This is a genomic window from Amycolatopsis sp. NPDC052450, from assembly GCF_044547565.1.
Lineage (GTDB): Bacteria > Actinomycetota > Actinomycetes > Mycobacteriales > Pseudonocardiaceae > Amycolatopsis.
In genome coordinates this window covers 1-23,580 of the sequence record NZ_JBIUAQ010000054.1, presented here as the reverse complement: position 1 = coordinate 23,580, position 23,580 = coordinate 1, and the positions used below count along the sequence as shown (strand labels likewise).

The following is a 23,580-nucleotide window of genomic DNA, read 5'->3' as shown; positions in this document are numbered from 1 at the left end:
CTGACGAGTGCCTGACGATTGCGGTGGAGGCGTGCAGGGTGTTGTCGGCGATATCGGCCGGCTGGTGACCGTCGGGGTGGTGGTCGGTACGAGGGTGGTGATCGGCTCGGGTTTGTCTTGGGCGGTCACGCCGCAGCCGCCGAGACATGCCGCCGCGGTCAAGACGAGCACGGACGAGCGAACGTTCATGTCGTGGCTTCCGGGAGTTCGACGACGAAGCGGGCACCTCCGCCGGGCCGGTCCTCGACCCAGACCGTGCCGCCGTGGCGGTGGACGTGGTCGGCGACGATGGCCAGTCCGAGGCCGCTTCCGGTTTCGCGGTCGCGGCGTCCGGCGTGCAGGCCGCGTGCGAAGCGTTCGAAGATGCGTTCGCGCAGCGCGGGCGGGACACCGCTGCCGGCGTCGTCCACTTCGATCCTCGCCCGGTCACCGTTCCTGCGGACGGTTACGGCGATGGCGCCTTCGCCGTATCGGTCGGCGTTGTCGAGCAGGTTGGTGACGACCCGGTCGATGCGGCGGCGGTCGGCGGAGACGATCGGGGTTTCGGGATCGGTTTCGATCCTTACCGTGATGGCTTTTCTGCTGTCGATGATGTTGCGCACGAGGGCGTCGAGATCCACCAGTTCGGCCGAGTCTTCGGTTTCGTCTTGATCGGCCCGGGAGATTTCCAGCAGGTCGACGACCATTCGCTGGAAGCGGTGCAGTTCCGAGCTGAGTAACCCCAGGGCCTTGCGGGCTGTCTCCGGCATGGCGTCCTGCCTGCGGACCATCACTTCGGTGACGTTGATCATCGTGGTGAGGGGTGAGCGGAGCTCGTGACTGACGTCGGCGGCGAAGCGTTTGTCGCGGCGGACCCGTTGTTCGAGCTGCTCGGTCGTGGTGTTGAAGCTGGTGGCCAAGGGGGCGAGGTCGGGGTCGTTCTGGTGGGGGAGCCGTGTCGTGAGATCTCCTCGTGCGACTCGGGAAGCTGCTCCTCGGAGCGCGGCGAGCGGGCGAAGGGCTCTTTTGGTGGCCCAGGCGCCGAGAGCGACTCCGAACAGCGCGGCGACGACGGTGCCGGTGATCAGCAGGAAGCTGAGGTACCGGAAGGTGCGATCGAGCTCCAGCAAGGGGTATAGCTCGACGTAGATGCTGTCGCCACCTCCTACCGGAGTCGCGACAGCGAGGACGGGAATGCCATCGGCGATGAAGCGTTGCCGTGCCGCGACCCCCTTGCGTGCACTCTCCACGAGACTGCTGGGTACCGCTCCCGGCTCGATCTGGCGTCCGCTGGTGAGCCAGCCGTTCGGCCGTGACAGCAGGATCGACGAGTCAGGGCCGCTGGCGAGCCCGGTCAGCAGTTCGTCGAGGTTGTCCGAGTGCTCCGCCAAGGCCTTGTCGACCAGGCCGACGTTGACCTCGGACTGACGGGTGGTGCTCTGCTCTCGCTGGTCGAGCATGTAGCCGGTGGTCAGGTTCCAGGTCGCGACGCCGAGCACGCTCATCACCAGAGCCAGTCCGAGGCCGAAAGCGGCGGCGACGCGCCAGCGCAACGAAAGCCGACGCAACGCCGAACGAACGGCCGAACGTGTCATGATCCGGACGCGATCTGGTAGCCGCGCCCGCGTACGGTCAGCACCAGGGTCGGGTTGTCAGGATCTGGTTCGATCTTGCGACGCAATCGTCTGATGTGGACATCGAGCAACCTTGTATCGCCGAAGTAGTCGTGGCCCCACACGCGTTGCAGCAACTGCTCGCGGGTGACGATCTTCCCTTCGGCCGCGGTGAGTTCGGCGAGCAGCCGGAACTCGGTACGGGTCAGGTGTATCGGTGCCCCGTCGCGGTGAACGCTCTCTTCGTCCGGTCGGATCTCGAGGTCGCCCACGGTGATCAGCGAAGGAGGAGGCGGCGCCGTTCGCCGAAGCAACGCTCGGATCCGTGCCGCGAGTTCGCCGGCGACCAGTGGTTTGGTGACGTAGTCGTCCGCGCCGGCTTCGAGACCGGCGATCACGTCTTGGGTGTCGGCGCGGGCGGTGATCACGATGATCGGTAGCGCGCCTTGGTCTCGCACGGTCCTGCAAACGGTGAGTCCGTCGATACCCGGCAGCATGAGGTCGAGCAGGACGACGTCGACCTGGATACGTTCGAGAAGCTCGAGGCCGTCCTCGCCGGTTGCCGCGCACTCGATGTCGAAACCCTCGTCGGTCAGCGCGAGGCTCAGGGCCTCGCTGATCATCGCGTCGTCTTCGACGAGCAGTACACGAGTGGACACCGTCGGCATCTCCCTTCCGCCGACCAGACTTCCCGGCACACCGCGGCCGACGATATCAGGCCACGCTGGCCCCCTTCTCTGGTCGACAGCCGTTGATCGTAAGGCACTCGTCAGTTGCAACGGTCTTTCTACGTGTGAAAGTGGGAACATGACCGAGGTATTGACGGCAGAGGCTGGAGTGGCCAACGGAGCGAAACCCGATCCGGAGGTGCGGCGGAAGCGTGACCACGCGGACCGGCTGTGGTCCGTCGCCGCCGGGCATCGTGATCTGGCCGTAGAGCTCGAAGCGGGAGGCGACCCCGATGCGTTCCGGCGCGCGAAGATGCAGCGCCTGCTGGGCGAGGTGGCCGCGCACCACGGGTTCGCGTATCACGAACTCGCCAATGCGGCCGAGGCCCGAGCGTCGGCCAAGGCGCTTCCCCGCGAGTCTCCACAATGGACGCTTCTGCTCGACAGGTCGTTCTCGGCGATCCGGCGCGCTGAAGCGCATCACGAACGTGCCGCGGCATACACGGCGAGGACGGCCGGAAACGAAGCGGCCGCGCGAAGGCATGAAGCGGCGGCGCGGGAAGCGGACAGCCGCGCCGGGGCGATGGCGGTGGAAGCACGCACGGCTTGAGTGTGGCGAAGGCCCCGCGCCGAGGGGGAGGGAGCGCGGGGCCTTCGTCCGGCGAGTGTATCGAGTGGACGCTTAGGGGGCAGTTCGAATCGTGTCAGGAAACTACTTCGCCGGTGTGATTCGCCCTGCTGTTCCGAGTAACGGGGCCGGGTTCAGCAGCGTCGGCCACCGCCTGGGCCGCCGCTTCAGCGGCGCGTGCAGCGTCCTCGGTGGCCTCCTCCGCCACAGTGTCCACCGGAGTGGTCTCGCGGGTGGCCGCGGACTTGGGCAGGGCTTCGGTGAACGCGGTCGACACGCTCTTCAGCGCTGACGTGACCTCGCTCGGTATCACCCAGAAGGTGTTGCCCGGTCCTTGCGCGAGCTGCGGCAGCATTTGCAGATACTGATAGGCGAGGAGCTTGGGGTCGGGGTCGTTGCGGTGGACGGCCTGGAAGACCTGGTCGATGGCCCGCGATTGGCCTTCGGCTTTGAGGATTTCGGCGGCACGATTGCCTTCGGCGCGCAGGACCGACGCCTGCTTGTCGCCTTCGGCGGTGAGGATCTGGGACTGTCGCTGGCCTTCGGCGCTCAGGATGGCGGCGCGCTTGTCGCGTTCGGCCCGCATCTGCTTTTCCATTGCTTCTTTGATGGTGCTCGGCGGGTCGATCGCCTTGATTTCGACACGGTTCACGCGAAGCCCCCATTTCCCTGTCGCCTCGTCGAGTACGCCACGCAGCTGGCTGTTGATCGTGTCGCGGGAGGTGAGAGTGCTTTCGAGGTCCATCGACCCGACCACGTTGCGCAGCGTCGTCACGGTGAGCTGTTCGACGGCCTGGAGGAAGCTGGCGATCTCATAGGCAGCGGCGCGCGGATCGGTGACCTGAAAGTAGAGCACGGTGTCGATCTCGACGACCAGGTTGTCTTCGGTGATGACCGGTTGCGGCTGGAACGACACGACTTGCTCGCGCAGGTCGATGGCGGGATAGACCCGGTCGATGTAGGGGATGACGAAACTGAGGCCGGGTTGCAGTGTGCGGTTGTACCGGCCGAGCCGTTCGACGTTGCGAGCGCGTGCCTGCGGCACGATGCGGACGGCCTTCAGCACGGTGATGACGGCGAGCAGGGCGATAATCAGACCGACGATCAGGAGAGCAGATACTTCCATGGGTTACTCCCTGGGGTAGACGAGTGCGGTGCTGCCGCTGATCTCCATCACGTCGACGACCGCGCCGACCGGGATCACGAGGGTGTCGTCGTAAGGGCGGGCGGTCCACTCTTCCCCGCCGATGCGGACGAGCCCGTCGAGACCGCTCACCTCGCGTACGACGTGCGCGGGTTTGCCGATGAGTGCGTCCACGCCGAACCGTTGCAACTGGGGGCTGAGCATGTGCCGATGGACGATCGGTCGCAGGAGGACGAGGCCGAGGGTCGCGGCGATGGCGAAGATCAGAAGCTGGAGCGGGGCCGGCAGGCCGACGGTGGCGGACCCCGCGGCTATCAACGCGGCCCCGCCGAGGATCCCGAGTGACGCCGTCAGTGTGAAGATCTCGGTGACTCCCAGCACCGCGGCGAGAATCAGCCAGATATGCCAATCGAGCATCCGACACCTCGATCCGTCGATGGTCTCCGTGTCCCGTCAATCGTCGCTTGCCAGTCGCCCCTGGCCTAGGTGGCTGTCCGGCGAGGTTCGGCACCCGTTGATTGCCGGAGCCCGGCAGGATCGACGACAGCGGTTCCAGGAAACGGTTACGATCAGGGTTGCCCGATTGCCGAGAGTGGGCAATACGACTCAGGCAGGATGTGCTGCGATGACCGGACGTGCCCGCCCCAGGCTGGACATCGCCTTCCTCGCGGATCGGGCCGCGCGTGACGCCGGTGGCGTATCCACGGAATTCCTCGACGGTTACCTCGAGATGCTCGACGGCGTCAGCGGGACGCAACGGCGGTTGTCGCGTGCTGAACTCGATTCCCGCCGTGAGCTCGGTGCCGCCGCGGCCGAGCGGAGCGTTTCCCTGCGGTCGTTGGTCGATCTCTATCTCAGCGTGAACTGGATGTGCTGGCGGAAGCTGCCCGCGGTGGTGGAGGCGAGCGGGAAGGAGGAGGTCTGCGCGATCGCGGAGGCGATCCTGCGTGCCTCGGACGACGCGATCGTGGCGCTGGCCGACGGGTACGACAGCGCTCAGCGCCGGGTGATGCGGCGAGAGGGGGCCGAGCGACGTGAGTTCCTCGATGATCTGCTCTACGGGCGAAGCGATCTTGGTCGTCTGGCTGAGCGTGCGGACCGGTTCGGCCTTCGCCTGGCCGCGAGCTATGTCGTGACAGTCGCCCGTGCCGACCACATGTTCGCCGACGGAGACGCCACGACGCAGCGGATCGAGGCGGCGTTGTCAGGCCGCTTCGATTCCCGCGAGGTCATGATCACCACGAAAGACGGTACGCTCCTCTGTATCGCCCCTGGTGCGCTTCCTGAGGTTGCCGCGGAGTTCGCCCGGCAGGTCGAGGCAGGCTTGTCCGCACGCCTGCGGTTCCAGATCGGAATCGGCCGAACGCATCCTGGCCCCGGCGGCATTCTCCGGTCCTACGAGGAAGCGCGGGGCGCCCTTGACCTTGCCGAGTCCCTTGGACTCACCGAGTCCGTCCTGAATGCCAGCAACCTGTTGGTGTATCAGGTCTTGTTCCGCGACCGGGCCGCGATCATCGAACTGGTCGACACGGTTCTGGGGCCGTTGAACGACACTCGTGGTGGCGCACGGCCGTTGCTGGACACCCTCGCCGCCTACTTCGCCTCCGGCGGGGTCGCGGCCGAAACGGCGAGGACGTTGTTCCTGAGCGTTCGAGCGGTGACCTACCGGCTCGACCGCGTCAAGCACAGCACGGGCTACGACCCTCGCGACCCCGCCCAGCGGTTCACCTTGGAAGCGGCAGTGCTGGGTGCGCGCCTGCTCGACTGGCCCGCCCACAGGTTGGCACACCCTGACTGAGCGCGCGAGGTCAGGCGAAGACGAAGTAGCGCAGCCACAGGTAGGGCGCCGCGACGAGGACGGTGATCAGCGTGACGAGAGCGCCTTTCTTGGTGAATTCCCAGAAGGAGATGGGGCTTCCCGCTCGGGCGGCGATGCCGAGGACGACGACGTTGGCGCTGGCTCCGATGGCGGTGGCGTTGCCGCCGAAGTCGGCGCCGAGGGCGAGTGACCACCAGAGGGCTTCGGAGTGGGTGGGGTCGGCGATGCTGTTGGTGAGGTCGAGGACCAGCGGGCTCATCGTCGCGACGTACGGGATGTTGTCGACGACGCCGGACAGCAGCGCTGAGACGCCGAGAATCAGCATGACGGCGAGGAGCGCGTTTCCGCCGGTGGCGTCGGCGGCGAGTTTCGCCAGGTCGCCGATGACGCCGGTTTTGACCAGGGCGCCGATCATGATGAAGAGACCGGCGAAGAACAGCAGGGTCTCCCATTCGACGCTGGCGAGGTAGTCCTTCGGTTTGGCCTGGGACAGGAGAACGAGGGCGCCGGCGCCGAGCAGGGCGACGACCGACGGTTCGATGTGGAAGAGCGAGTGGCCGATGAACGCGGTGAAGACGCCCAGGAGCACGACGCCGCATTTGACGAGGAGTTTCTTGTCGTGGATGGCTTCGCGTTCGTTGAGGGCCATGACGTCGGCGACCCGTTCCGGGTCGACGGTGAAGGAACCGCGGAACAGTCTCGGCAGGACGAGGCAGAAGACGACCAGTTCGATGGCCACGATCGGCGCCATGTTGACGAGGAAGTCGTTGAACGTCAGGCCGCCGCGGCTGCCGATGATGATGTTGGGCGGGTCGCCGATCAGGGTCGCGGCGCCGCCGATGTTCGAGGCCATGACTTCGGCGATCAGGAAGGGCACCGGCTTGATGTCGAGCCGATCGCAGACGAGCAGGGTCACGGGCGCCATCAGCAGCACCGTGGTGACGTTGTCCAGGAACGCCGAAGCGACCGCGGTGATGAGTACCAGCAGCAGCATGATCCGCAGTGGCGAGCCCTTGGCGCGCTTGGCGGCCCAGATCGCGGTGAACTCGAAGACGCCGGTCTTCCGGAGGACTCCGACGATGATCATCATGCCGAGCAGCAGGAAGATGACGTCCCAGTCGACACCGGTGTCGTGGGAGTAGAACGCGTCCTCGGAGTCGAGCACGCCGAGGCCGAGGACGATGCCCGCGCCGGCGAGCGCGGTGACCATCTTGGGGATCTTCTCGGTGGCGATGAACAGGTATGCCACCACGAACACGGTGATCGCGACGGTGGCACTCATGCCGCGCCCTGGTGAACGGAATCAAGGGCGAATACCGGCCGAAGACGGTGCCAGATCACTTGTACTCTCACCGATTCCTGTCCATCCCGACGGCCCCGGCCCGGTCAGGGACGGGGTATGCCGACCAGACTTCCCGGCGCTCCACGCGTCAAGATGCCGTAAACGAGAAGCAGAGGCAACTCGGACAATTGCGACCCGTCCAGTGGATTCGGTGCTGGGGTCCTCCTGTACCCTGGACTGTGCCGGTGATCACAGTGTTGTGAGATGGGGAGCTTATGTCCGGACTGCTCGGTCCTCTCGCGTTGATCGCCGTATTCGTCGTCCTGATGGCCGCCCTCCGCGTAATGCACCTGCGGCAGGAGCGCGGAGAATCGTCGAATCGCGCCGGGCTCTCGTCGAGCCGTAAAGAATCGGACAGTAACGACGGCTGAACCGGGCGCACCTGCCCGGACGGTCGTAGTCTTGCGCCATGCAAGCCAGGGAGATGGCCGAGGAATTCCCGGTCGTGGACATGGATTCCGACGCGCTCGACGCGGCGAGGCTTCTCGCGGAGCACCGTCTGCCCGGAATCGTCGTGACCGACCGGAGTGGCTGTCCTCAGTCGGTCCTGCCTGCTTCAGAGGTGGTCCGTTTCCTGGTGCCGACCTATGTACAGGACGACCCGTCGCTCGCCGGTGTCCTCAACGAGTCGATGGCCGATCGGGTCGCCGACAAACTGGGCGGCCGCAAGGTGCGTTCGTTGCTTCCCGCGGAGCCCGCCGAACTGCCTCGGGTGAACTCCGACGACACGATCATCGAAGTCGCCGCGATCATGGCGAGGCTGCACTGCCCACTGGTCGCGGTCATGCAGGACAAGACGCTGCTCGGCGTGATCTCCGCGTCCCGCCTCCTGGAGCTGGCGCTCGCCCCACGGTGATCAGCCGACCTCCGTCAGCGCTCCGGCCTTCACGTCGTAGACGAAACCGCGGACGTTGTCGGTGTGCAGAAGAAAATCCGAGCGCTTCACGCGCTGCATCGAACGGCGGACGCTGTCGGAAACGTCGCGGAAAGCCTCGACCGACCACGTCGGCCGCAGCCCGGTGCCGGCTTCCAATTCGTCCTTGAAGTCGTCTTCGGTCACCAGCGACAACCCGCAGTCGGTGTGCTGCACGATGAGGACCTCGCGGGTGCCCAGCTTCCGCTGGCTCAGCGCGAGCGAGCGGATCACGTCGTCGGTGACCACGCCGCCGGCGTTGCGCAGCACATGCGCTTCGCCCTGGATGAGACCGAAGATCTCGAACACTCGCACGCGCGCGTCCATGCAGGTCAGGATGGTCACCTGCAGGGAAGGCCGCGGCGAGCGCCGATCGCCTGGCACCGCGTCGCCGAGTTCGTGATTGCGCTTGAGTAGTACGTCGATCGCGGTCATGACTTCCCATCGTTCGGCCGGTTCGCGGCACTGGGCGCGTTCCTGATGACGGTGGCGAGTTTGTCGCGCTGTTCGTCGCTCGCGAGCGCGGTCAATTTGTGCTCGACGTGTGGCGGCAGATCCTTGAAGGCGAGTTCCACGTCGGATCTGTGGGAGTGATCGATGAAGGTCAGCAGTCCCTTGGCTCCGGACATGTCCAGGTAGCTCACATTCCGCAGATTGAGCGACAGTTTCGGCTCGTCGTCGCGAAGTGTGGTCAAGACGCGGTCGATGGAGAGGAACGACAGCGGTCCCTCGATGTGGTAGCCGCCGGTCTCGTCGTAGACGACCGAAGCCTTGCTTCGGCGCGATTGCATGAAGTGCACGACGAGCGCTACGGCCACGCCGACCGCGACCGCCACGGTCAGGTCGACGAGGACGGTGATGATCATCGTCGCGAACATCACGACGACGTCGCCCCTGGGGGTGACATGGGTTTTGCGGAGGCTTTCCCAGTCGAACATGCCGATCGCGGTCAGGATCAGGATGCCCGACAGCACGGCGAGCGGGATGTACTGGACGACCGCGCCGAGACCGGCCACCAGTGCCAGCAGGATGACGCTGTGGGTCGCTGCCGACAGCGCGGTGCTGCCGCCGCTTCTGACGTTGACCACGGACCTGACGGTCGCTCCCGCACTGGCCAGGCCGCCGAACAACCCGCTGGCCATGTTGCCGAGCCCCTGGCCGACCAGTTCGCGATTGCTGCGGTGCCGGCGGCCCGTGATGTTGTCCATCACCACCGAGGTCAGCAAGGAGTCGATCGAACCCAGCAACGCGATACTCAGGGCGGGCAGCACGAGGGTGAGGATCAGCGAGCCGCTGAACTCCGGGAAAGTGATCGAGGGAATCGATTCGGGGATCTGGCCGATGTAGTCGACCGTGCCGTTGAGCGAAACCGGCCCGATCCGGAGGTTCTGCAGGACGGGTTCCGCGAACGACAGGATGCCGGTGATGATCACGAGCGCGATCAGGCTCGCCGGAATGGATTTGACCACTCGCGCCGATACGAGCATCAGCACGATCGTGGCCGCCACCACCAAAAAGCTCTTCTGCAGCTGGTCGAGCTCGCCCAAGATGATGATCAGTGCGATTCCGCCCATGAATCCCGACACCACGGGGTGTGGGATGTAGCGGATGAGGGATCCGAGGCGGCACGCACCGAACAGGATCTGAAGCGCACCCGCCATGATGAACGCGAGGAACGCGCCTTCGAGTCCGTGCGCCGCGATGACGCCGGTGGCGACCACGGTGATCGGACCGGTCGGACCGGTCACCTGCGCGGGCGTTCCTCCGAAGACCGCGGCGAAGAACCCGGCGAAGATCGCGCCGTACAGGCCGACGAGCGCACCTTCGGATGTGCCGGTCGCGGTGATGCCGAAGGCGATCGCCAGTGGCAGTGCCACGATGGCCACGGTCAGCCCGGCAAGAAGTTCTCTGGCGAAACGCTGGAGCATCGGTCCCCGCTCGTCGGTATACGTCGAATCCGGCCCTCGGTGGGCCAAGCCGCCGACCAGACTTCCCGGCACTCCTGGGCGTAAAGATGCCCTAAAAAAGAGTAAAGGTCCAGTAAAGGAGACTTGCGGTCGAGATCATCACGCCGACGGCCTAACCGATCCTCGGTCGTCCGCATCATGGTTGAAATGACCGATTTGCCGTACTCTGCGGAATCGATGGCCGGCCGGGCCGTGGACAAGCTGGGGCAAGCCAGTCCGCGACGTCCTATCCGCTCGGCCTTTTGAACTGGCTGTCGTCGATCACCTGTCAAAACTTGTGCTCTCGTCGAACTGATCGATCGTCAAGCGGCTTCGCCTTGACGCGACTGAACGAGTGTTCAATACTCTGAACATGAGTTCAGTCTCTGATCTGACGGCACGGGCCCGTATCCGTGATGCCGCGCTGGCCAGGTTCGGCGCCGACGGCATCGCCGGGACTTCGGTGCGTGCTGTCGCCGCGGATGCCGGAGTTTCGCCGGGTTTGGTGCTCCACCATTTCGGTTCGAAGGACGGGCTGCGGCAGGCGTGTGACGAGCATGTGCTGGACTCGATCCGGGGCGGAGGCGAGGCAGGTGACGACGCGCTGGCGGAGGTGCTGCAGGCGGCCACGCCGGTGCGGCGTTATCTGGCCAGGGCGTTTCTGGACGGGTCGAGTGGGGCGTCTGCCTTGTTCACCGAGATCGTGGATCGCACGGAAGCGTGGCTCGCCGATGGTGAGCGGGAGGGTTGGGTGCGCCCGTCGGACGACTCGCGTGCGCGCGCGGTCGTCTATGTGTCCTGGCTGCTGGCCCCACTCGTGCTCGGTGACCACGTCGGCCGGTTGTTCGGCGGGGACGCCGCGGAGACCGCGACCGCGGTCCGCGGTGCCAGGGCGGGGCTGGAGATCCTGACCAACGGCCTGTTCACCGATGACCGCTGGCTGACCGCCTACACCGCCATCAACGACCAGGAGCGGTCGAAATGAGGGCGCTGCTGGCCACCCACGGCACGCGTGGTGACGTGCAGCCGATGCTCGCTCTCGCGGTCGCCCTCCGCGATCGCGGGCACGAGGCGGTGCTGGCCGCGCCGGACTCGTTCGCCGATACGGCGGGGGAGTACGACATCGAGTTCGCCCCGCTCGGTGAGGGCGCGAACCGGCTGATGGACGACCCTGTGGTGAAAGAGGCCATCGAAGGCGGATACCGGGGCATCCGGGGCAAGATCACCGCCCTGCGGACGGCCCAGCGGGTCAAACCGATGATGGTGGAAGTTCTGCACCACGTCGGTGTGGCCGCGAAGGCCTCTCGCGCGGATGTCGTCGTGCACACGACGGGGGTGCCAGCCCACCACGCGGCGGAGATGCTCGGCGTTCCCGCCGTGGTCGTCGCGCTGCAACCCGGCTGGATCCCCACCGGCGAGTTCCCGTGCCCGATGATTCCCTTGCCCCGCCTGCCGAGAGTGGTGAACCGCGCGACGTATCTCGCGGTGGCCGCGATCTTGCGCGCTTTCACCGGGATCACCTCCACCTGGCGCACGACCGAACTCGGGCTGCCGCGCCGCCGGGGGAGCCATGACATCCTGCACGACGCGGAGGGCCGTGACCGGCTGGTCCTGCAGGCATTCAGCCGTGAGGTCACCCTCGCGGCCTCGGACTGGCCGGATTCTGTGCACACCACCGGTTTCTGGTACCTCTCCGCCGCGACAGGGTGGGAACCGCCCGCGGCGTTGCGGGACTTCCTCGACGCCGGCCCCGCTCCGGTCTACATCGGCTTCGGCAGCATGGCGGGCAGGGACTCACGCCGCACCCGCGCGGTGGTCGAAGAAGCCGTCCGCCAGGCCGGGGTGCGCGCGGTACTCGCCACCGGCTGGGGCGGCATCGCCGCGGACGCCGGAACCGGCGATCTGTTCGTGCTCGACCACGCGCCGCACGACTGGCTGTTCCCGCGCATGAGCGCGGTCGTGCATCACGGAGGCGGCGGTACGACCGGTGCCGCATTGGCCGCGGGCAGACCGCAAGTGGTGTGCCCGTTCGTCGCCGACCAGCCGTACTGGGCGAACCGCATGCACGCCGTCGGCGTCGCGCCGCCCCCGATCCGCCAGCAGCACCTCACGGCCGACCGGCTCACCGCGTCGCTGCGGCAAGCCACCGGTGACACCGGGATGCGCGAACGGGCCGAACGGCTCGGCCGGGAAATCGGCGCGGAGAACGGCGTGGCCGTCGCTGTCGACCTCCTCGAAAACCTGAGCTGACAAGGAAAATACGATGGAACTCACCGACGCGGTGACGAAGACCTTCCGGATGGACGACGAAGCCTGGCGCCGCCACGCGAACCCTTGGAGCGTATGGACCCGCTTCGCCGCGATCCCGCTGATGCTGCTCGCGATCTGGAGCCGGACCTGGATCGGCTGGTGGTGCCTCGTGCCGATCGCGGCCGTCGTCGTGTGGCTGTTCCTCAACCCCTCGGCGTTCCCGCCGGTCGAACCACGCGGCTGGGCCGCCCGAGGCATCTACGGCGAACGCGTCTGGGCACACGACAAATCCTTGGTCCCGCCGGACCACCGCGCGGTGCTGCGTGTCCTGGTCGCGCTCGGCCTCGCCGGTTTCGGGCTCATCACGTGGGGCCTGATCGCGCTCGACTTCTGGCCGACCCTGTACGGCGCGACGGTGGTCGTGGTGGCGCAGCTGTGGCGCATCGACCGGTTCGGCCGGCTCTGGGAACGGGCCGAGAAGCAGGCGGACGCGTGAAAGGCGTCAGTCGTCATCGACTATCCGTACCGTGCCTGCGGTTCCGTCGATGGCGATCAGCTGACCGGTGGTGATTTCGCGGGTGGCGTTGCGGACGCAGATGACGGCGGGGATGCCGTACTCCCGGGCGACCGTGGGGCCGTGCGCGACCGGTGAGCCGGTTTCGGTGACCAGGCCGGCCGTGGTCAGGAACAGCGGGGTCCATCCAGGGTCGGTGGTCGGCGCGACGAGGATCTCGCCCGGCTCGATGTACGCGCCGACCGGATCGCGGATCACGCGCGCTCTCCCGGTCGCCTGACCGGCCGCGCCGGCCATCCCGACCAGTACGCCGTCTTCGGCGGGCCCGGGTGGGGCCAGTGCTTCCACGTCGGTCCCGTCGGACAGCAAGGCGCCGGGGACGGTGTGCCGTCGTAGTTCTCGCCGGTGGTGAGCGCTGCGCGCGGCGACCAGGTGGCGGTGGTCGGTCGCGTCGTGGACGGCCGCGCGTGCTTCGTCGAGGGTGAGGAACATGATGTCGTCGCCGCGTTTCAGCAGGCCACGTGACACCAGGTCGTCGCCGACGTGGAGGAGTTGCCGGCGAGCCGCTTGAATCGCGGGCAACCACGCGAACTTCCCGATCTCCCTCAGGCCGGTGAGCTTGCGTGAGCGGCGCATGAGGAAGGTCGCGACCCTGCCGCGGACCGGACGCCGGTGCCGCGCTCGCTGGGACAGGGTCTCGATCATCGCCTCGGCCCTCTCCGCGGCTCTGTGGAATCGCCGGTCGGGTGCCTGTTCGGGGTCTTCGACGCGGAGGTAGTTGGCGATCGTGGCGAACAGCGGCGCCGGGTCCTCGCTCCAGCGGGGCATGCCGACGTCGATCTCGGCCGCGGCGCGCATGCCGTACTTGTCCAGGAATCCGGCCATCCCGATGTCGGGCAGTTGACCGGCGCGGTACTTCGCGGCCAGTTCGCCGGGTGGGGTGGAGAGGAAAAGCTCGCCTTGCTCGCGCGCGTTCACCGCGAGGCCCCAGAGGACAAGATCCATCTCGGTGGTCACGTTATGAGGCATTCCGCCCAGAACGATGTCCAGTTCCTCGTCCGTCGCGATGCCCTTGAGCAGCCCGGAGGGCGCCACCCCGAGGAAGATCCCGGCCATCAAAGGCCCGGTGAGCCCCAGCATGCCTTGGCCCATGATCGCTCGATGCGAGTCCTCGATGACCCATCTCAGCCGTTCCGCCGTGGTCGCCGAGTCCAAGGGCGGAACGGTCAGGCGCCGGATCTCCTCCACCGCCCGGTAAGCGCGGGCACGCGCCGCGTCCGGGCGCGCCAGGCTCGACGCGAACCCCGTGATCACGCTCGGCACCACTTTCGCCGTGGCCCTGAGTATGTTGCTCGGCCGGAACGGAAAGCCGCGCCGCGGGGCGAAGCGGGGATCGGTCAGCATGCGCTCGACTGCGCCCTGGACCCGCGGCCCGTACACCTGCAGGGACGTCGGCAGCCGCTTGCGCATGGCCTTGCTGCGGACGAAGTCGGTCAGGTCGAAGTAGAGCCGCCCGCCGATCGGCACCAGCCGCGGCAGCGGATCCCGCGGGTCGCTTCGGACGCCGTTCGCTTGGAACCACATCGCCGATCCGGTCTTGAGCAAGGAGATCCCCATCGGCGTGCACGGGCGGAGCATCCCCTGGATGTGGCCGAACTCGAGGTACAGCCGGGTCTCGCCGGTGTCCGGCGGCAGCGGGAACAGGGTGGTGATCGGCCGGGACTGCACCAGCCACAGCACGCCGTCGGAATCGATCGCCCATTCGATGTCCTGCGGCGAGCCGAAATGCCGTTGCAGCCGCAGACCGGCGTCCCGGAGCTGTTCGAGCTGCCGGGTATCGAGGCATCCCTCGGCCTGGTGCGGCATGGTCCGCGCACGGTGGTCGAAGAGGTAGTGATCGGGAACGACGGTGCCCTCGACGATCGCGGTCCCCAGCCCGGGGGCGGCATCGACGACCATCTCGGTGCGGCAACCGGTGATCGGGTCGGCGGTGAACAGGACGCCGGCCGCCACGGGGTGGATCATCCGCTGGATCACCACCGCCATCGCGGCCTCGTCGATACCGACGGTGGCCCGGTAGGCCACCGCGCGATCGGAATGCAGGGAGGCCCAGCACTTGCGAACGGCGTCGACGAGCGCGGCGGCCCCGTCGATGTCGAGGAAGGTGTCCTGCTGTCCCGCGAAGCTGGCGTCCGGCAAGTCCTCGGCGGTGGCGCTGGACCGCACCGCGACCCGGCCGCCGCCGAGCCGTTCGTAGGCGGCGAGCAACTCCTTCTCCGGGAGATCGCGCGACGTATAGGCCTCGACGGTCAAGCAGAAGCCATCCGGCACACGCTCGCCCGCCTTGAGTATCTCACCGAGCCCGGCGGCCTTCCCTCCCACCAGATCGATCATCGAAGCATCGATCTCGGACAGCTGAAGGAGTTTCATCTCATTCTCCTTGCCGCGTGGGTGATCAGGTGGTCCGGTGCCGTGCCCGATACGTCACCGCGGCGACGAGCCCCAGCCACGCGATGCCGAACAGGATCGCGTGCCCGCCATGGCCGAGCATCATGTTTCCGAGGCAGGCGAGGAGAAGCACGATGGAGATCGGTGCCCACATGGCCCTCGTCCTTTTCGTGCTGGGCGGAGTACCGAGATAGTGCTCGTAGAGCGTCGTCCAGACCTCGACCCGATTCAGCTGCCAAGTGAACTCGCGACCGGTAGCGGTGAGCTCAAAGCGGGTCGACGGAAGAGGGAGACTATCCCAGCTGCCACAGTGTCCACGGCGGCGGACCACCCCGGCCGCGGCGAGAACGCGCAGTGCCGAGGAGATCGTCCGGCGAGTCGCCTTCAGCTGCCGGTGCAGATCCGTGAGCGGGCGAGGCGCTTCGGCGAGGACGTCCAAGATCTCGACCGCGCAGGGTTGGCTGACCAGCCAGGCCAGCTCTGCTGTGGGGTGGTCGGGCACCGGCCGTGGTTCCCCTTTCCCGCCGTCGGGATGGTCGGCATTACACGATAGGCGTGAAAGCGCGACGCGCACGTCCGATGCGATGGTTCTTGATATGACAGCAATGCCGAACAGCCGAATTTCTTGTACTTTCCCTACGGTGTTGGGCCAGTCAGGTGAATTCGGTGTGTCAAACGGATCTGCGCGTTCCACGCCGGTCTCGAACCATCACCTGCCCGGGTCGGAGCCAGAACGGGCGCGCTTTCCGGTCAAAGCCAGCCAAAGCAGGCTGAAGACGGTGATCGCCACGCCCAGCGAATCGGTCCAGTGACCGGTGAACGCGCTGTCGATCCAGACCAGGACCCAGCCGAGTACCGCGGGGAGCTGCAGGTACCAGTAGCGCCTGGGGATGGCACCGAGCAGGACCATGAACAGTAATGCGAGCACCAGGGCGGGGGTGATGCCTCCCATCAGGAACTCTCCTTCTGCGGAAGCTTTTCCGGTTGTCCGGTGGGCAGGTTGTCCGGCGGTTCGATGCGCAGCGCTTTGGCGACGGGGACGTCGGTGGAGGAATGCAGCACGATCGACAGTGCGATGGTGATCGCGACAAGGTCGAAGACATGCTCTCCCGCTGGGATCCCGGCCTGTAGTGCGAGGAGTCCGTAGACGACGGAGGCGAAGCCCTTGGGACCGAACCAGGCCGCGACCGACCGTTCCCGGGCGGGCAGCGGAGTGCGGATCAGAGAAAGCATCATCGCGGCGGGCCGCACCAGCACGATCGCGATCACCGCGACCGCCCAGTCGCCGATGCTGAGGTGAGACAGCCGTTCCGGGGTGATGAGAGCACCGAACACCAGGAGAGCGGCGAATTTCGTCGTCTCGGACAGCAGGTCGCCGAAATGCTCGAAATGCTCAGCCGATACACGGTCCATTGTGGCCAGTGTCGCGCCGGCCGCGAACGCGGCGAGGTAAGGATTGGCGTGGGTGAGGTGGCACGTCGCGTACAGGATCACCGCGACCGCCAACGGCCCCAGCGCCTGGAGCCGTGGTTCCGCGGTGAGGACTTTCAGCCGCCAGGCGAGCGTGATGGCTGCGGGGATGGCGACGCCGAGCGCGAGGCCGGCGACGAGTTCGATGGCGATGCCGCCGAAGTCGGTGTCCCGGTTCGCGGCGGTCGCGAGGAAGATCAGCACGAAGGGGAGCGCGAGGCCGTCGTTCAGCCCGGATTCGACGTTGAGCAGCCTGCGCAGGCGTAGCGGCACATCCGTGCGGCCGACGATGGCGGAGGCGAACACCGGGTCGGTCGGTGACAGGATCGCGCCGATCAGAAACGACGTCGTCCAGTCCAGGCCGGTGAGGTAGTGCGTCGGCACCGCGATGCCCACCATGGTCAAGGGCATCGCCAGGCCCAGGGCGCGGCCGGAGAGCCGCCAGCCTTCCTTCAGGGAGGGCAGGCTGGCGCGCTGGCCGTCGGTGAACAGGACGGTGAACAACGCCAGATCGGCAAGGCCGGTCACGAAGGCGCCGTTGGAGGGGATGTCGACGAGGCCGAATCCGCCTTGCCCGATCAGTGCTCCCGCCACTAGGAACAGCAGTGCGGTCGACAGTACGGTGCGTGCCGCGAGCCCCGACAGCGACACACTGATCAGCAGTACCAGACCGAACGCCAAAGCGAGCGCCATCAAAACCCCGTCCACGTCGAATGACCCACCCCTGTCGGGTGGGTTATGCCGACCAGACTTCCCGGCGCTCCGCGCGTAAAGATGCCGTATAGGCGCGGCGGACGCAAACCGCCGTCCCCGTCACGCCGAAGTCGGGGACACCGGCGGCTCCTTGTCCCCGACTTCGGGCGTTCTCGGTTTCCGTCGTGGCCAGCGGGTGAGCACTGGTCCAGCTGTGGCGAGGATGAGGACGTAGGCGGTGACGAGCGGACCGAGCGCGGCGCTCGCCGTGCCCGCGAGACTGACGATCACGACCGAGAACTCCCCGCGGGCGATCAGGACCGTCCCGGCTCTGATCCGTCCTCGGCGTGCGGCGCCGTCCCGGCGTGCGGCCAGCCAGCCGGTCGCGAATTTGGTCGCTATCCCCGCCACCGCGAGAGCCAGCGCGGCGGGCAGGACGGGCAACAAGCCCGCCGGGCTGACCGCGAACCCGATCGAGAGGAAGAACGCGGCGGCGAACAGGTCGCGCAGCGGTGCGAGCACTGTCCTCGTGCGCTCGGCAGCATCGCCGGTGAGGGTCAAACCCACGAGGAAGGCGCCGACGGCCGCGGACACGTCCACGAACTCTGCCAGAGCGGCCACGACGAGGGTCGAGCCGAGGACTCGCAGCATGAGTTGTTCCGAGTCGGGGTGCGCGAGCCATCGGTTGACGTGATGTCCCCACCGATGGGACGCGAGGAACGCCGCGGCGACGCAGACGATCGCGATCAGGACACCGGTGATCGCTTCGCCCCAGGTGCCTCCTGACGCGATGACCGCCAGCACAGGGAGGTACAACGCCATGGCGAAGTCCTCGATGACCAGGATCGACAGTACCGCTGAGGTTTCCCGGTTGCCGAGCCGTCGCAGATCGGCGAGTAGGCGGGCGATGATGCCTGAGGACGAGATCCAGGTCGCCCCGGCGAGGGCGAAAATGCCGACCCAGTCCAGGCCGAGCAGCCATCCGGCGATCGCTCCCGGCGCCGCGTTCAATGCGAGGTCGACGACGGCGGAGGGTAGATGACGGCGGAGGCTGTCCCGGAGTTCGGAGGCGTCGAATTCCAGGCCAAGGGTGAGCAGGAGGAGGACGACGCCGATCGAGGCGCCCGTTTGGACGAAGTCCCCGGCGGCCGGGATAGGCGCGATTCCGCCTTCGCCGAGGGCCAGGCCGGTGAGGAGGTAAAGGGGGATCGGTGAGAGCGACAGGCGGCGTGCGAACGCGCCTAGCGCGCTGAGCACCAGGAGGATGATGCCGAGCTCGAGCAGGAGCGCGAGCGAGGTGTGCATGGTCAGCTCTCGATGATCGCGCGCACGCCGGTGATCCCCTCGTGCGTTCCGATCACCACCAGAACGTCGCCGCCGCGAAGGATTTCGTCCGGGGGCGGGGACGCGATGACCTCGCCCCCGCGGACGATGGCGACGATGGACGCTCCGGTGCGGGTCCGGGCCCTGGTATGACCGAGTGGCTGGCCCACGTGGCCGGAAGCCGCCGGAACCACGATCTGGCCCGCGCTGAGACCGGGTACCTCCTTGGTCAGGTCTGCGAAGCGCTCCGCGATCCTCGGCGCCCCGAGGATCTCCGCGACCGTGTCCGCTTCGGCAGCGGTGAGCCTGAACAGGAGCTCACCTTCGTCCGGGTCGGCCGTCGAGTATCCGACCACTTCGAAGGTGCCTGATCTACGAGCGACGATGCCGATCCGGTCGCCGTCGGCGTTGACGAACTCGTAGCGAAGCCCGACACCGGGCAGGAGAACCTCGTTGACGTCCATGGCTTCATCCTTACTGCGGCTACGGCCGGTTCATCCGTCGTGCGCATCGCGTGCTTCCGTGATCGATCGTAAGGTTTTCGTCAGGTCGGTCCTCCGCCTCCCGTGACAGGCTCGGCGTGTGGCGAGCATCTGGTCGTGGACGAGGAGAAGTGATGGCGCCTGCGGTCAGGTTGCGTAGCAGGGCCCTCACCGAGCTGCTGTATCGGGACACTGGGAAACCACCTGGCACACCGCCTGCGGAGAGCTCCGGGGACAGCGGACTGTCGCGCGCGAGTCGGCTGCGTGGTGACGCGGCGCGTCTCCGCGAGATCGCGGGCGAGCACCTCGAACTGGCGGCTGAATCGGTAGTCGCGGGCAAGCCGCTCCTGGCGCAGCGCCAGCGGGATCTCGCCGAACTGGCCTCCTGCCACTACATGGCCTATGACGAGCTCGCCATGGCGGCGGAGCGTCGGAGCAGGGCCCGGCGGTTCGCACGCGGGTCAGCGGCGCAGAAGATCGAAATCTGCCTGGCGTTCGCGGCCATAAGACGTGCGGAGGGCCATCGTGAGCGCGGCGAAGTCGTCCTGCACCGTGGCGACAATTCGGTCTCAGCACGTCACCGCCACTTCGCGGAAGAGGCAGAGGAGAAGGCGAGAGTCGCCGAGCTTCGCGCGGCGGAACTCCTGGAGGCACAAGCCGGAGTGAACCAAGGAGTGCCATGAATTCCCAGAATCGCGGACGGCCCCTATTCGGCCGACTGGATCCCTTCTGCCTGCTCGCCGTCGTTCCCTCCATACTGATGGGAGCCCTCTTTGCTACCCAGGGGCTATGGCTGCTCGGACTCGCCCCGGTGGGTTTCGCCGCGTTCGTCCTGCTGTTCGATTCCTGGGCGAATCGGCCGGACCCGCCCGCGCCGCCGCGACGCACAGCGCCTCAGCCGCGACCCCGCAACCGGCAGGTCTCACGGGTACCTCCGACTCACGCGGGACATCCGCGAGGGAACCCTCCTATGAGGACAGTGTGGGCGCGCCCGCATCGGTAGCGTTTCTGCTGCCGGAGAAGCGGTTCGTACCGAGCCAGGTGATCGCCTCGCGGACGGCACTCCGGGGTCCGGAGATCACGATCGCCTTGTCCCGTAGGGCTTCCAGCCACTCCGTGTGGCCGAGCCAGACCTGAGCCAGCGCGCCGAGCGTGCAGTCGATCCGCATCGCCTGTGGCAGCCGTGGATCGTGGATGGTCGGTGCCGCGAGGTCCCGCGAGAGTACAAGCCACCACCAACGTGGCCCGGGCGACTCGGTGAACCGGAAATGGACCGACACTGCTTTGTCAGGAAGGACCGATCGGTCGATTTCCCGGGAGATATCGCGTAACAGCAGGGCAGGGTCGAGGTCGTTGTGCCGTGGCGGCGGCAACCAGCGCGCACCCCAGCTGCCGAGCTGTTCGACGACCGCCGCCAGTTCGCGGCCGGCTTCGGTCAGCGCGACCCGCTGAGGCCGGTTCGGCGGGTGAAGGACGACCACTCCCGCGGTTCCCAGGGTCCGGAGCCGTTTGATCAGCAACCCGGTGGACATTCCCGGCACACCGGCGGCGACGTCCGGGAGCGTGGTGCTGCCGCGCAGCAGTTCCCGGACGATCAGCAGCGTCCATGGTTCGCCGACCACCTCGGTCGCCAGCGCGATCGGGCAGTGCTGTTCGTAGCGCATCAAAGCACCTGGACGAGACGGGCGATCCGGTGCCGCGCCATCCGGTGAAGCATCTCACCGAGCGCTTCGGGAACGATCTGTTCCTGGAGGTCCCGGTGGGTGGCGCGGACGATGGCGCCGACCGCGACCGGGGACAATTTCGTCGAGAACTCGCTGGCCAGCCAGACGGAAACGTCTTCGACGACGTCCTTCGCGCTCGGCGTCTCTACGCTCATCACTCTCCTCGCGTGCACTTGACCTCCGGCCCATTCTTCCGGCTCTGCGCTGGGGTGAACCTGACGACTGCCTGACGATTGCAGACACGTTCTCCAGGGCGTCGGCGCGAATCTCCTGGTGCGAGTGGGGTAGCGAGAGTGCCTTCTTCGCGGGGTGCGCCGGGAGGCTTGGTCGGCAGTGGATGCCCGCCGATCTCGAAGAGCTTTCCTGCCAGCTGTCTCCAAGTCACACCTGCTGCCGTCCCCAGCGAGGGCTGGTCCCGCGAGCATGACCCGTAGACCTTGTCTCATCCTCCTAGCAACAAGGCCTCACACCCCGCTAGATTTCAGTTGGCGAGGAAGTCGCGGATCCTCGCGCTGAGCGCGGCCCAGTCCTGGCCGAACCAGATGAAGTGGCTTTCGGCTTTGCTCTCGAGCAGGGTGCTGTGCTGGATCGTCGTGGCGAGGGCTTCGGCGTGGGCGAAGGGCACGGATCCATCGTTACGGCTCGCGATCACCAAAGTGGGCTGTGCAACCTCCCCGAGACTGTCTCGTCGGGCGGTGAGGTCGTTGCGGAAGCCGCGGCCGGATCGCATCCGGCAGAACAACTCGATCAACGTCCGGCGGTCGTCGGCGGACAGAGCTGCCAGGACCCGCGACGCAGGCAGAACCGCGAGATCACCCAGCAGCAAGCGCAAACCTGAATTCGGGGCTGCGCGCATGATCGCCCGCACCGCGGACCAGGTGATGCGCTCGGTCGCCGGCGAGAAGGCGAGCCGAGCCGCCAGACGTGTCCGCGCATCGGGCCACGGGAGCGGCCCGACCGCACTTTGGAGAACGACCCGCTCGACCAGTTCCGGATAACGGGCGGCCGTCGCCACCGCAGTGGGTCCACCGGCCGAAACACCGACCACGGCAGCGACACGAGTGATACCGAGATACTCGCAGAGCGAGTGAGTGACTTCGGAGAATCCGCTCGCCGTTGTGCCGGTCGTCAGCGGTGTCCGGCCGTAGCCGGGCCTCGAGAGCACGAGCACGGAGTAACCGGCTTCGGCGAACACGTCCTCACCGAGCGCGAGCCCGGCGTTCATATGCCCGCCGTGGAAGATCACCACAGTGGCACCACCGCGCTGGTCGAACCGATACTCGACGACGCCGCGATCCAGGTCCGCGGTCTTGGTGGAACGGATTTCACCCACGACAACCATGATGGCCCATCCCGACGTTTTGCATCTTGTGTGCAGCGTGCAGGCCCCTTGGCGGCTCCTGCGGAACGTCGTAGTGGAGCCAGTTCACCGCCCGGCTTGATGATCACGGACGGCGACGACATCGGACTTGTGATCGACAGAGGGTGAGAAGTTCCGTTGTGATCCACCTATCGCTAAGGCTGTCTGCGGGCGTGGCGGGTGAGGGGCGACAGTACTGTTACGTGAAAGTGTGGTCGACGGTGTCCCCCGGTCTCAGCGCAGAACGGTGAGCGGGTGACAGAAGAAACGGAGCCGGTGTGGGCGTGCAGATGCAGATCGGCGAGGTGGCCGAGCGCACGGGGCTCTCGTTACGGACGATCCGCTATTACGAGGAAGTCGGCCTGGTGGTTCCCAGTGCACGTAGCCAGGGCGGTTTCAGGCTCTACACCGACCCGGACGTGGACCGGCTGGAACTGATCAAGCGGATGAAGCCGCTGGGGTTCCAGCTGGAGGAGATGCGCGACCTGCTGGCCATCCTCGACCCGACCCCGGGAAGTCCCGAGATCGAGGACCCGGCGGCTCGCCTGGCGGAATTCGGCGCGACCGCTGAAAAGGCGTGTGCGGAGCTGCGCACTAAGCTGGCGATCGCCGAGGAGTTCGCCGCCCTGCTGCGGTCGCACGACCCCACTCGGACACGCGCGCTGTAGGGCTGCGACTCCCGATGGTCGCTGGCGGGTGCTCGGTGAGCACCAGGTTCGAGTACCCCAGGGCTGTCGTGGCATTTGAAGTGATCCAGCCCTCATTTCAGCCGCGCGGCGTCGCGAGTCGTAATCTCTCCTCTAACGTAAGGTTAGAGTTGTTGGCGGGGATTCTTCCCGCCGGGCCGTCGGGGTCATCACTGACCCGAGTTCGTTCCTGGGGCGAGGAGTGCTCCCCTTGCCTGGCAGCTTTGTGGTTGCTGTGACCGTTCCGGGTCAGCCCGAGCAACTGATGGACGCTCTCGCCAACTAAGTCTTCAGCGCGCCGTGGTGGCGTGAGGTGGTTCCGCGCCCGCGTGGCGCCCGAGAAAGTCAGGTTGTCTGTCTGTGTCGAGTTTTGTGACCCAGGTGTTCACGCGCCCGTCGTGGTTGTCGCCCAAGGTCGCCCGCACCGAAATCCTCGCCGGTCTCGTGGTCGCGCTCGCGTTGATCCCGGAGGCGATCTCCTTTTCGATCATCGCGGGCGTGGATCCGAGTGTGGGGTTGTTCGCGTCGTTCACCATGGCGGTGGTGATCTCGATCGTGGGCGGACGTTCGGCGATGAT

Annotated in this window: 26 protein-coding genes; 10 read left to right on the top strand and 16 right to left on the bottom strand. The window is 66.8% G+C overall.

The window, feature by feature from the left end; genetic code table 11:
• Nucleotides 1-185 precede the first annotated feature (185 nt).
• Together ACIHAO_RS42140 and ACIHAO_RS42135 are read right to left on the bottom strand one after the other, a co-directional pair.
• On the bottom strand, nucleotides 186-1,574 hold the full coding sequence (locus ACIHAO_RS42140; RefSeq protein ID WP_396567815.1) for a sensor histidine kinase: 1,389 nt from the start codon (nucleotides 1,572-1,574) through the stop codon (nucleotides 186-188).
• On the bottom strand, nucleotides 1,571-2,260 hold the full coding sequence (locus ACIHAO_RS42135; protein WP_396567844.1) for a response regulator: 690 nt from the start codon (nucleotides 2,258-2,260) through the stop codon (nucleotides 1,571-1,573). Before ACIHAO_RS42135 ends, ACIHAO_RS42140 begins: the two co-directional genes overlap by 4 nt.
• A gap of 139 nt (nucleotides 2,261-2,399) precedes the next feature.
• Here ACIHAO_RS42135 and ACIHAO_RS42130 point away from each other — a divergent pair, with 139 nt between their 5' ends.
• Nucleotides 2,400-2,870, top strand: a complete 471-nt coding sequence (locus tag ACIHAO_RS42130) for a hypothetical protein (protein WP_396567813.1) — start codon at nucleotides 2,400-2,402, stop codon at nucleotides 2,868-2,870.
• 94 nt (nucleotides 2,871-2,964) lie between these two features.
• Here ACIHAO_RS42130 and ACIHAO_RS42125 read toward each other — a convergent pair whose 3' ends face one another.
• Together ACIHAO_RS42125 and ACIHAO_RS42120 are read right to left on the bottom strand one after the other, a co-directional pair.
• On the bottom strand, nucleotides 2,965-3,954 hold the full coding sequence (locus ACIHAO_RS42125) for an SPFH domain-containing protein (protein ID WP_396567811.1): 990 nt from the start codon (nucleotides 3,952-3,954) through the stop codon (nucleotides 2,965-2,967).
• A gap of 63 nt (nucleotides 3,955-4,017) precedes the next feature.
• Nucleotides 4,018-4,449 (bottom strand): NfeD family protein, encoded by a 432-nt coding sequence (locus ACIHAO_RS42120; protein ID WP_396567809.1) that lies wholly within the window; start codon nucleotides 4,447-4,449, stop codon nucleotides 4,018-4,020.
• A gap of 19 nt (nucleotides 4,450-4,468) precedes the next feature.
• Here ACIHAO_RS42120 and ACIHAO_RS42115 point away from each other — a divergent pair, with 19 nt between their 5' ends.
• Complete coding sequence (locus tag ACIHAO_RS42115) at nucleotides 4,469-5,830, top strand: PucR family transcriptional regulator (protein WP_396567807.1); 1,362 nt, start codon at nucleotides 4,469-4,471, stop codon at nucleotides 5,828-5,830.
• A gap of 10 nt (nucleotides 5,831-5,840) precedes the next feature.
• Here ACIHAO_RS42115 and ACIHAO_RS42110 read toward each other — a convergent pair whose 3' ends face one another.
• Entirely contained in the window at nucleotides 5,841-7,133 is a 1,293-nt protein-coding gene (locus tag ACIHAO_RS42110; RefSeq protein WP_396567805.1) for an SLC13 family permease, read from the bottom strand.
• Nucleotides 7,134-7,408: 275 nt separating this feature from the next.
• Between ACIHAO_RS42110 and ACIHAO_RS42105 the strand changes: the two genes are divergently transcribed.
• Together ACIHAO_RS42105 and ACIHAO_RS42100 are read left to right on the top strand one after the other, a co-directional pair.
• On the top strand, nucleotides 7,409-7,564 hold the full coding sequence (locus tag ACIHAO_RS42105) for a hypothetical protein (protein WP_396567803.1): 156 nt from the start codon (nucleotides 7,409-7,411) through the stop codon (nucleotides 7,562-7,564).
• A 38-nt stretch (nucleotides 7,565-7,602) separates the two neighbouring features.
• Entirely contained in the window at nucleotides 7,603-8,049 is a 447-nt protein-coding gene (locus ACIHAO_RS42100) for a CBS domain-containing protein (protein ID WP_396567801.1), read from the top strand.
• Here ACIHAO_RS42100 and ACIHAO_RS42095 read toward each other — a convergent pair whose 3' ends face one another.
• Both ACIHAO_RS42095 and ACIHAO_RS42090 read right to left on the bottom strand, forming a co-directional pair.
• The gene (locus tag ACIHAO_RS42095; protein ID WP_396567799.1) at nucleotides 8,050-8,541 is read right to left on the bottom strand and encodes a beta-class carbonic anhydrase; all 492 of its coding nucleotides are present in this window, start codon (nucleotides 8,539-8,541) and stop codon (nucleotides 8,050-8,052) included. It lies immediately after the preceding gene.
• Nucleotides 8,538-10,034, bottom strand: coding sequence for a SulP family inorganic anion transporter (locus ACIHAO_RS42090; RefSeq protein WP_396567797.1), 1,497 nt, complete (start codon nucleotides 10,032-10,034; stop codon nucleotides 8,538-8,540). Before ACIHAO_RS42090 ends, ACIHAO_RS42095 begins: the two co-directional genes overlap by 4 nt.
• 391 nt (nucleotides 10,035-10,425) lie before the next feature.
• Here ACIHAO_RS42090 and ACIHAO_RS42085 point away from each other — a divergent pair, with 391 nt between their 5' ends.
• The 3 genes from ACIHAO_RS42085 to ACIHAO_RS42075 are packed head-to-tail and all read left to right on the top strand — an operon-like array spanning nucleotide 10,426 to nucleotide 12,798.
• A complete protein-coding gene (locus ACIHAO_RS42085; protein ID WP_396567795.1) occupies nucleotides 10,426-11,037 on the top strand; it encodes a TetR/AcrR family transcriptional regulator in 612 nt (203 codons plus the stop codon).
• Nucleotides 11,034-12,302: a glycosyltransferase gene (locus ACIHAO_RS42080; protein ID WP_396567793.1), complete on the top strand. Its 1,269-nt coding sequence runs from the start codon at nucleotides 11,034-11,036 to the stop codon at nucleotides 12,300-12,302. Before ACIHAO_RS42085 ends, ACIHAO_RS42080 begins: the two co-directional genes overlap by 4 nt.
• 13 nt (nucleotides 12,303-12,315) lie before the next feature.
• Nucleotides 12,316-12,798 (top strand): DUF6653 family protein, encoded by a 483-nt coding sequence (locus ACIHAO_RS42075; protein ID WP_396567791.1) that lies wholly within the window; start codon nucleotides 12,316-12,318, stop codon nucleotides 12,796-12,798.
• A 6-nt stretch (nucleotides 12,799-12,804) separates the two neighbouring features.
• Here the strand turns inward: ACIHAO_RS42075 and ACIHAO_RS42070 are convergent, their stop codons facing one another.
• From ACIHAO_RS42070 to ACIHAO_RS42045, 6 genes are all read right to left on the bottom strand, one after another.
• Nucleotides 12,805-15,246, bottom strand: coding sequence for a PEP/pyruvate-binding domain-containing protein (locus ACIHAO_RS42070; protein WP_396567789.1), 2,442 nt, complete (start codon nucleotides 15,244-15,246; stop codon nucleotides 12,805-12,807).
• Between the two features lie 25 nt (nucleotides 15,247-15,271).
• On the bottom strand, nucleotides 15,272-15,766 hold the full coding sequence (locus tag ACIHAO_RS42065; protein ID WP_396567787.1) for a helix-turn-helix domain-containing protein: 495 nt from the start codon (nucleotides 15,764-15,766) through the stop codon (nucleotides 15,272-15,274).
• A gap of 207 nt (nucleotides 15,767-15,973) precedes the next feature.
• Nucleotides 15,974-16,216: a hypothetical protein gene (locus tag ACIHAO_RS42060; protein ID WP_396567785.1), complete on the bottom strand. Its 243-nt coding sequence runs from the start codon at nucleotides 16,214-16,216 to the stop codon at nucleotides 15,974-15,976.
• Nucleotides 16,216-17,442 (bottom strand): cation:proton antiporter, encoded by a 1,227-nt coding sequence (locus ACIHAO_RS42055; RefSeq protein ID WP_396567783.1) that lies wholly within the window; start codon nucleotides 17,440-17,442, stop codon nucleotides 16,216-16,218. Before ACIHAO_RS42055 ends, ACIHAO_RS42060 begins: the two co-directional genes overlap by 1 nt.
• A 105-nt stretch (nucleotides 17,443-17,547) precedes the next feature.
• Nucleotides 17,548-18,732, bottom strand: coding sequence for a cation:proton antiporter (locus ACIHAO_RS42050; protein WP_396567781.1), 1,185 nt, complete (start codon nucleotides 18,730-18,732; stop codon nucleotides 17,548-17,550).
• A gap of 2 nt (nucleotides 18,733-18,734) precedes the next feature.
• Nucleotides 18,735-19,214: a cation:proton antiporter regulatory subunit gene (locus ACIHAO_RS42045; protein WP_396567779.1), complete on the bottom strand. Its 480-nt coding sequence runs from the start codon at nucleotides 19,212-19,214 to the stop codon at nucleotides 18,735-18,737.
• Between the two features lie 152 nt (nucleotides 19,215-19,366).
• Between ACIHAO_RS42045 and ACIHAO_RS42040 the strand changes: the two genes are divergently transcribed.
• Entirely contained in the window at nucleotides 19,367-19,915 is a 549-nt protein-coding gene (locus ACIHAO_RS42040; protein WP_396567777.1) for a hypothetical protein, read from the top strand.
• Nucleotides 19,916-20,200: 285 nt separating this feature from the next.
• Here ACIHAO_RS42040 and ACIHAO_RS42035 read toward each other — a convergent pair whose 3' ends face one another.
• The 3 genes from ACIHAO_RS42035 to ACIHAO_RS42025 all read right to left on the bottom strand — a co-directional run bounded on the left by ACIHAO_RS42035 (nucleotide 20,201) and on the right by ACIHAO_RS42025 (nucleotide 22,289).
• Nucleotides 20,201-20,896, bottom strand: coding sequence for a winged helix-turn-helix transcriptional regulator (locus ACIHAO_RS42035; RefSeq protein ID WP_396567775.1), 696 nt, complete (start codon nucleotides 20,894-20,896; stop codon nucleotides 20,201-20,203).
• Nucleotides 20,896-21,111: a hypothetical protein gene (locus tag ACIHAO_RS42030; RefSeq protein ID WP_396567773.1), complete on the bottom strand. Its 216-nt coding sequence runs from the start codon at nucleotides 21,109-21,111 to the stop codon at nucleotides 20,896-20,898. The genes ACIHAO_RS42035 and ACIHAO_RS42030 overlap by 1 nt, the downstream gene beginning before the upstream one ends.
• 326 nt (nucleotides 21,112-21,437) lie before the next feature.
• Nucleotides 21,438-22,289: an alpha/beta fold hydrolase gene (locus ACIHAO_RS42025; RefSeq protein WP_396567771.1), complete on the bottom strand. Its 852-nt coding sequence runs from the start codon at nucleotides 22,287-22,289 to the stop codon at nucleotides 21,438-21,440.
• Between the two features lie 317 nt (nucleotides 22,290-22,606).
• Here ACIHAO_RS42025 and ACIHAO_RS42020 point away from each other — a divergent pair, with 317 nt between their 5' ends.
• Entirely contained in the window at nucleotides 22,607-22,984 is a 378-nt protein-coding gene (locus tag ACIHAO_RS42020; protein ID WP_396567842.1) for a MerR family transcriptional regulator, read from the top strand.
• A 378-nt stretch (nucleotides 22,985-23,362) separates the two neighbouring features.
• A partial coding sequence (locus ACIHAO_RS42015) for a SulP family inorganic anion transporter (RefSeq protein ID WP_396567769.1) occupies nucleotides 23,363-23,580 on the top strand: 218 nt, incomplete at its 3' end.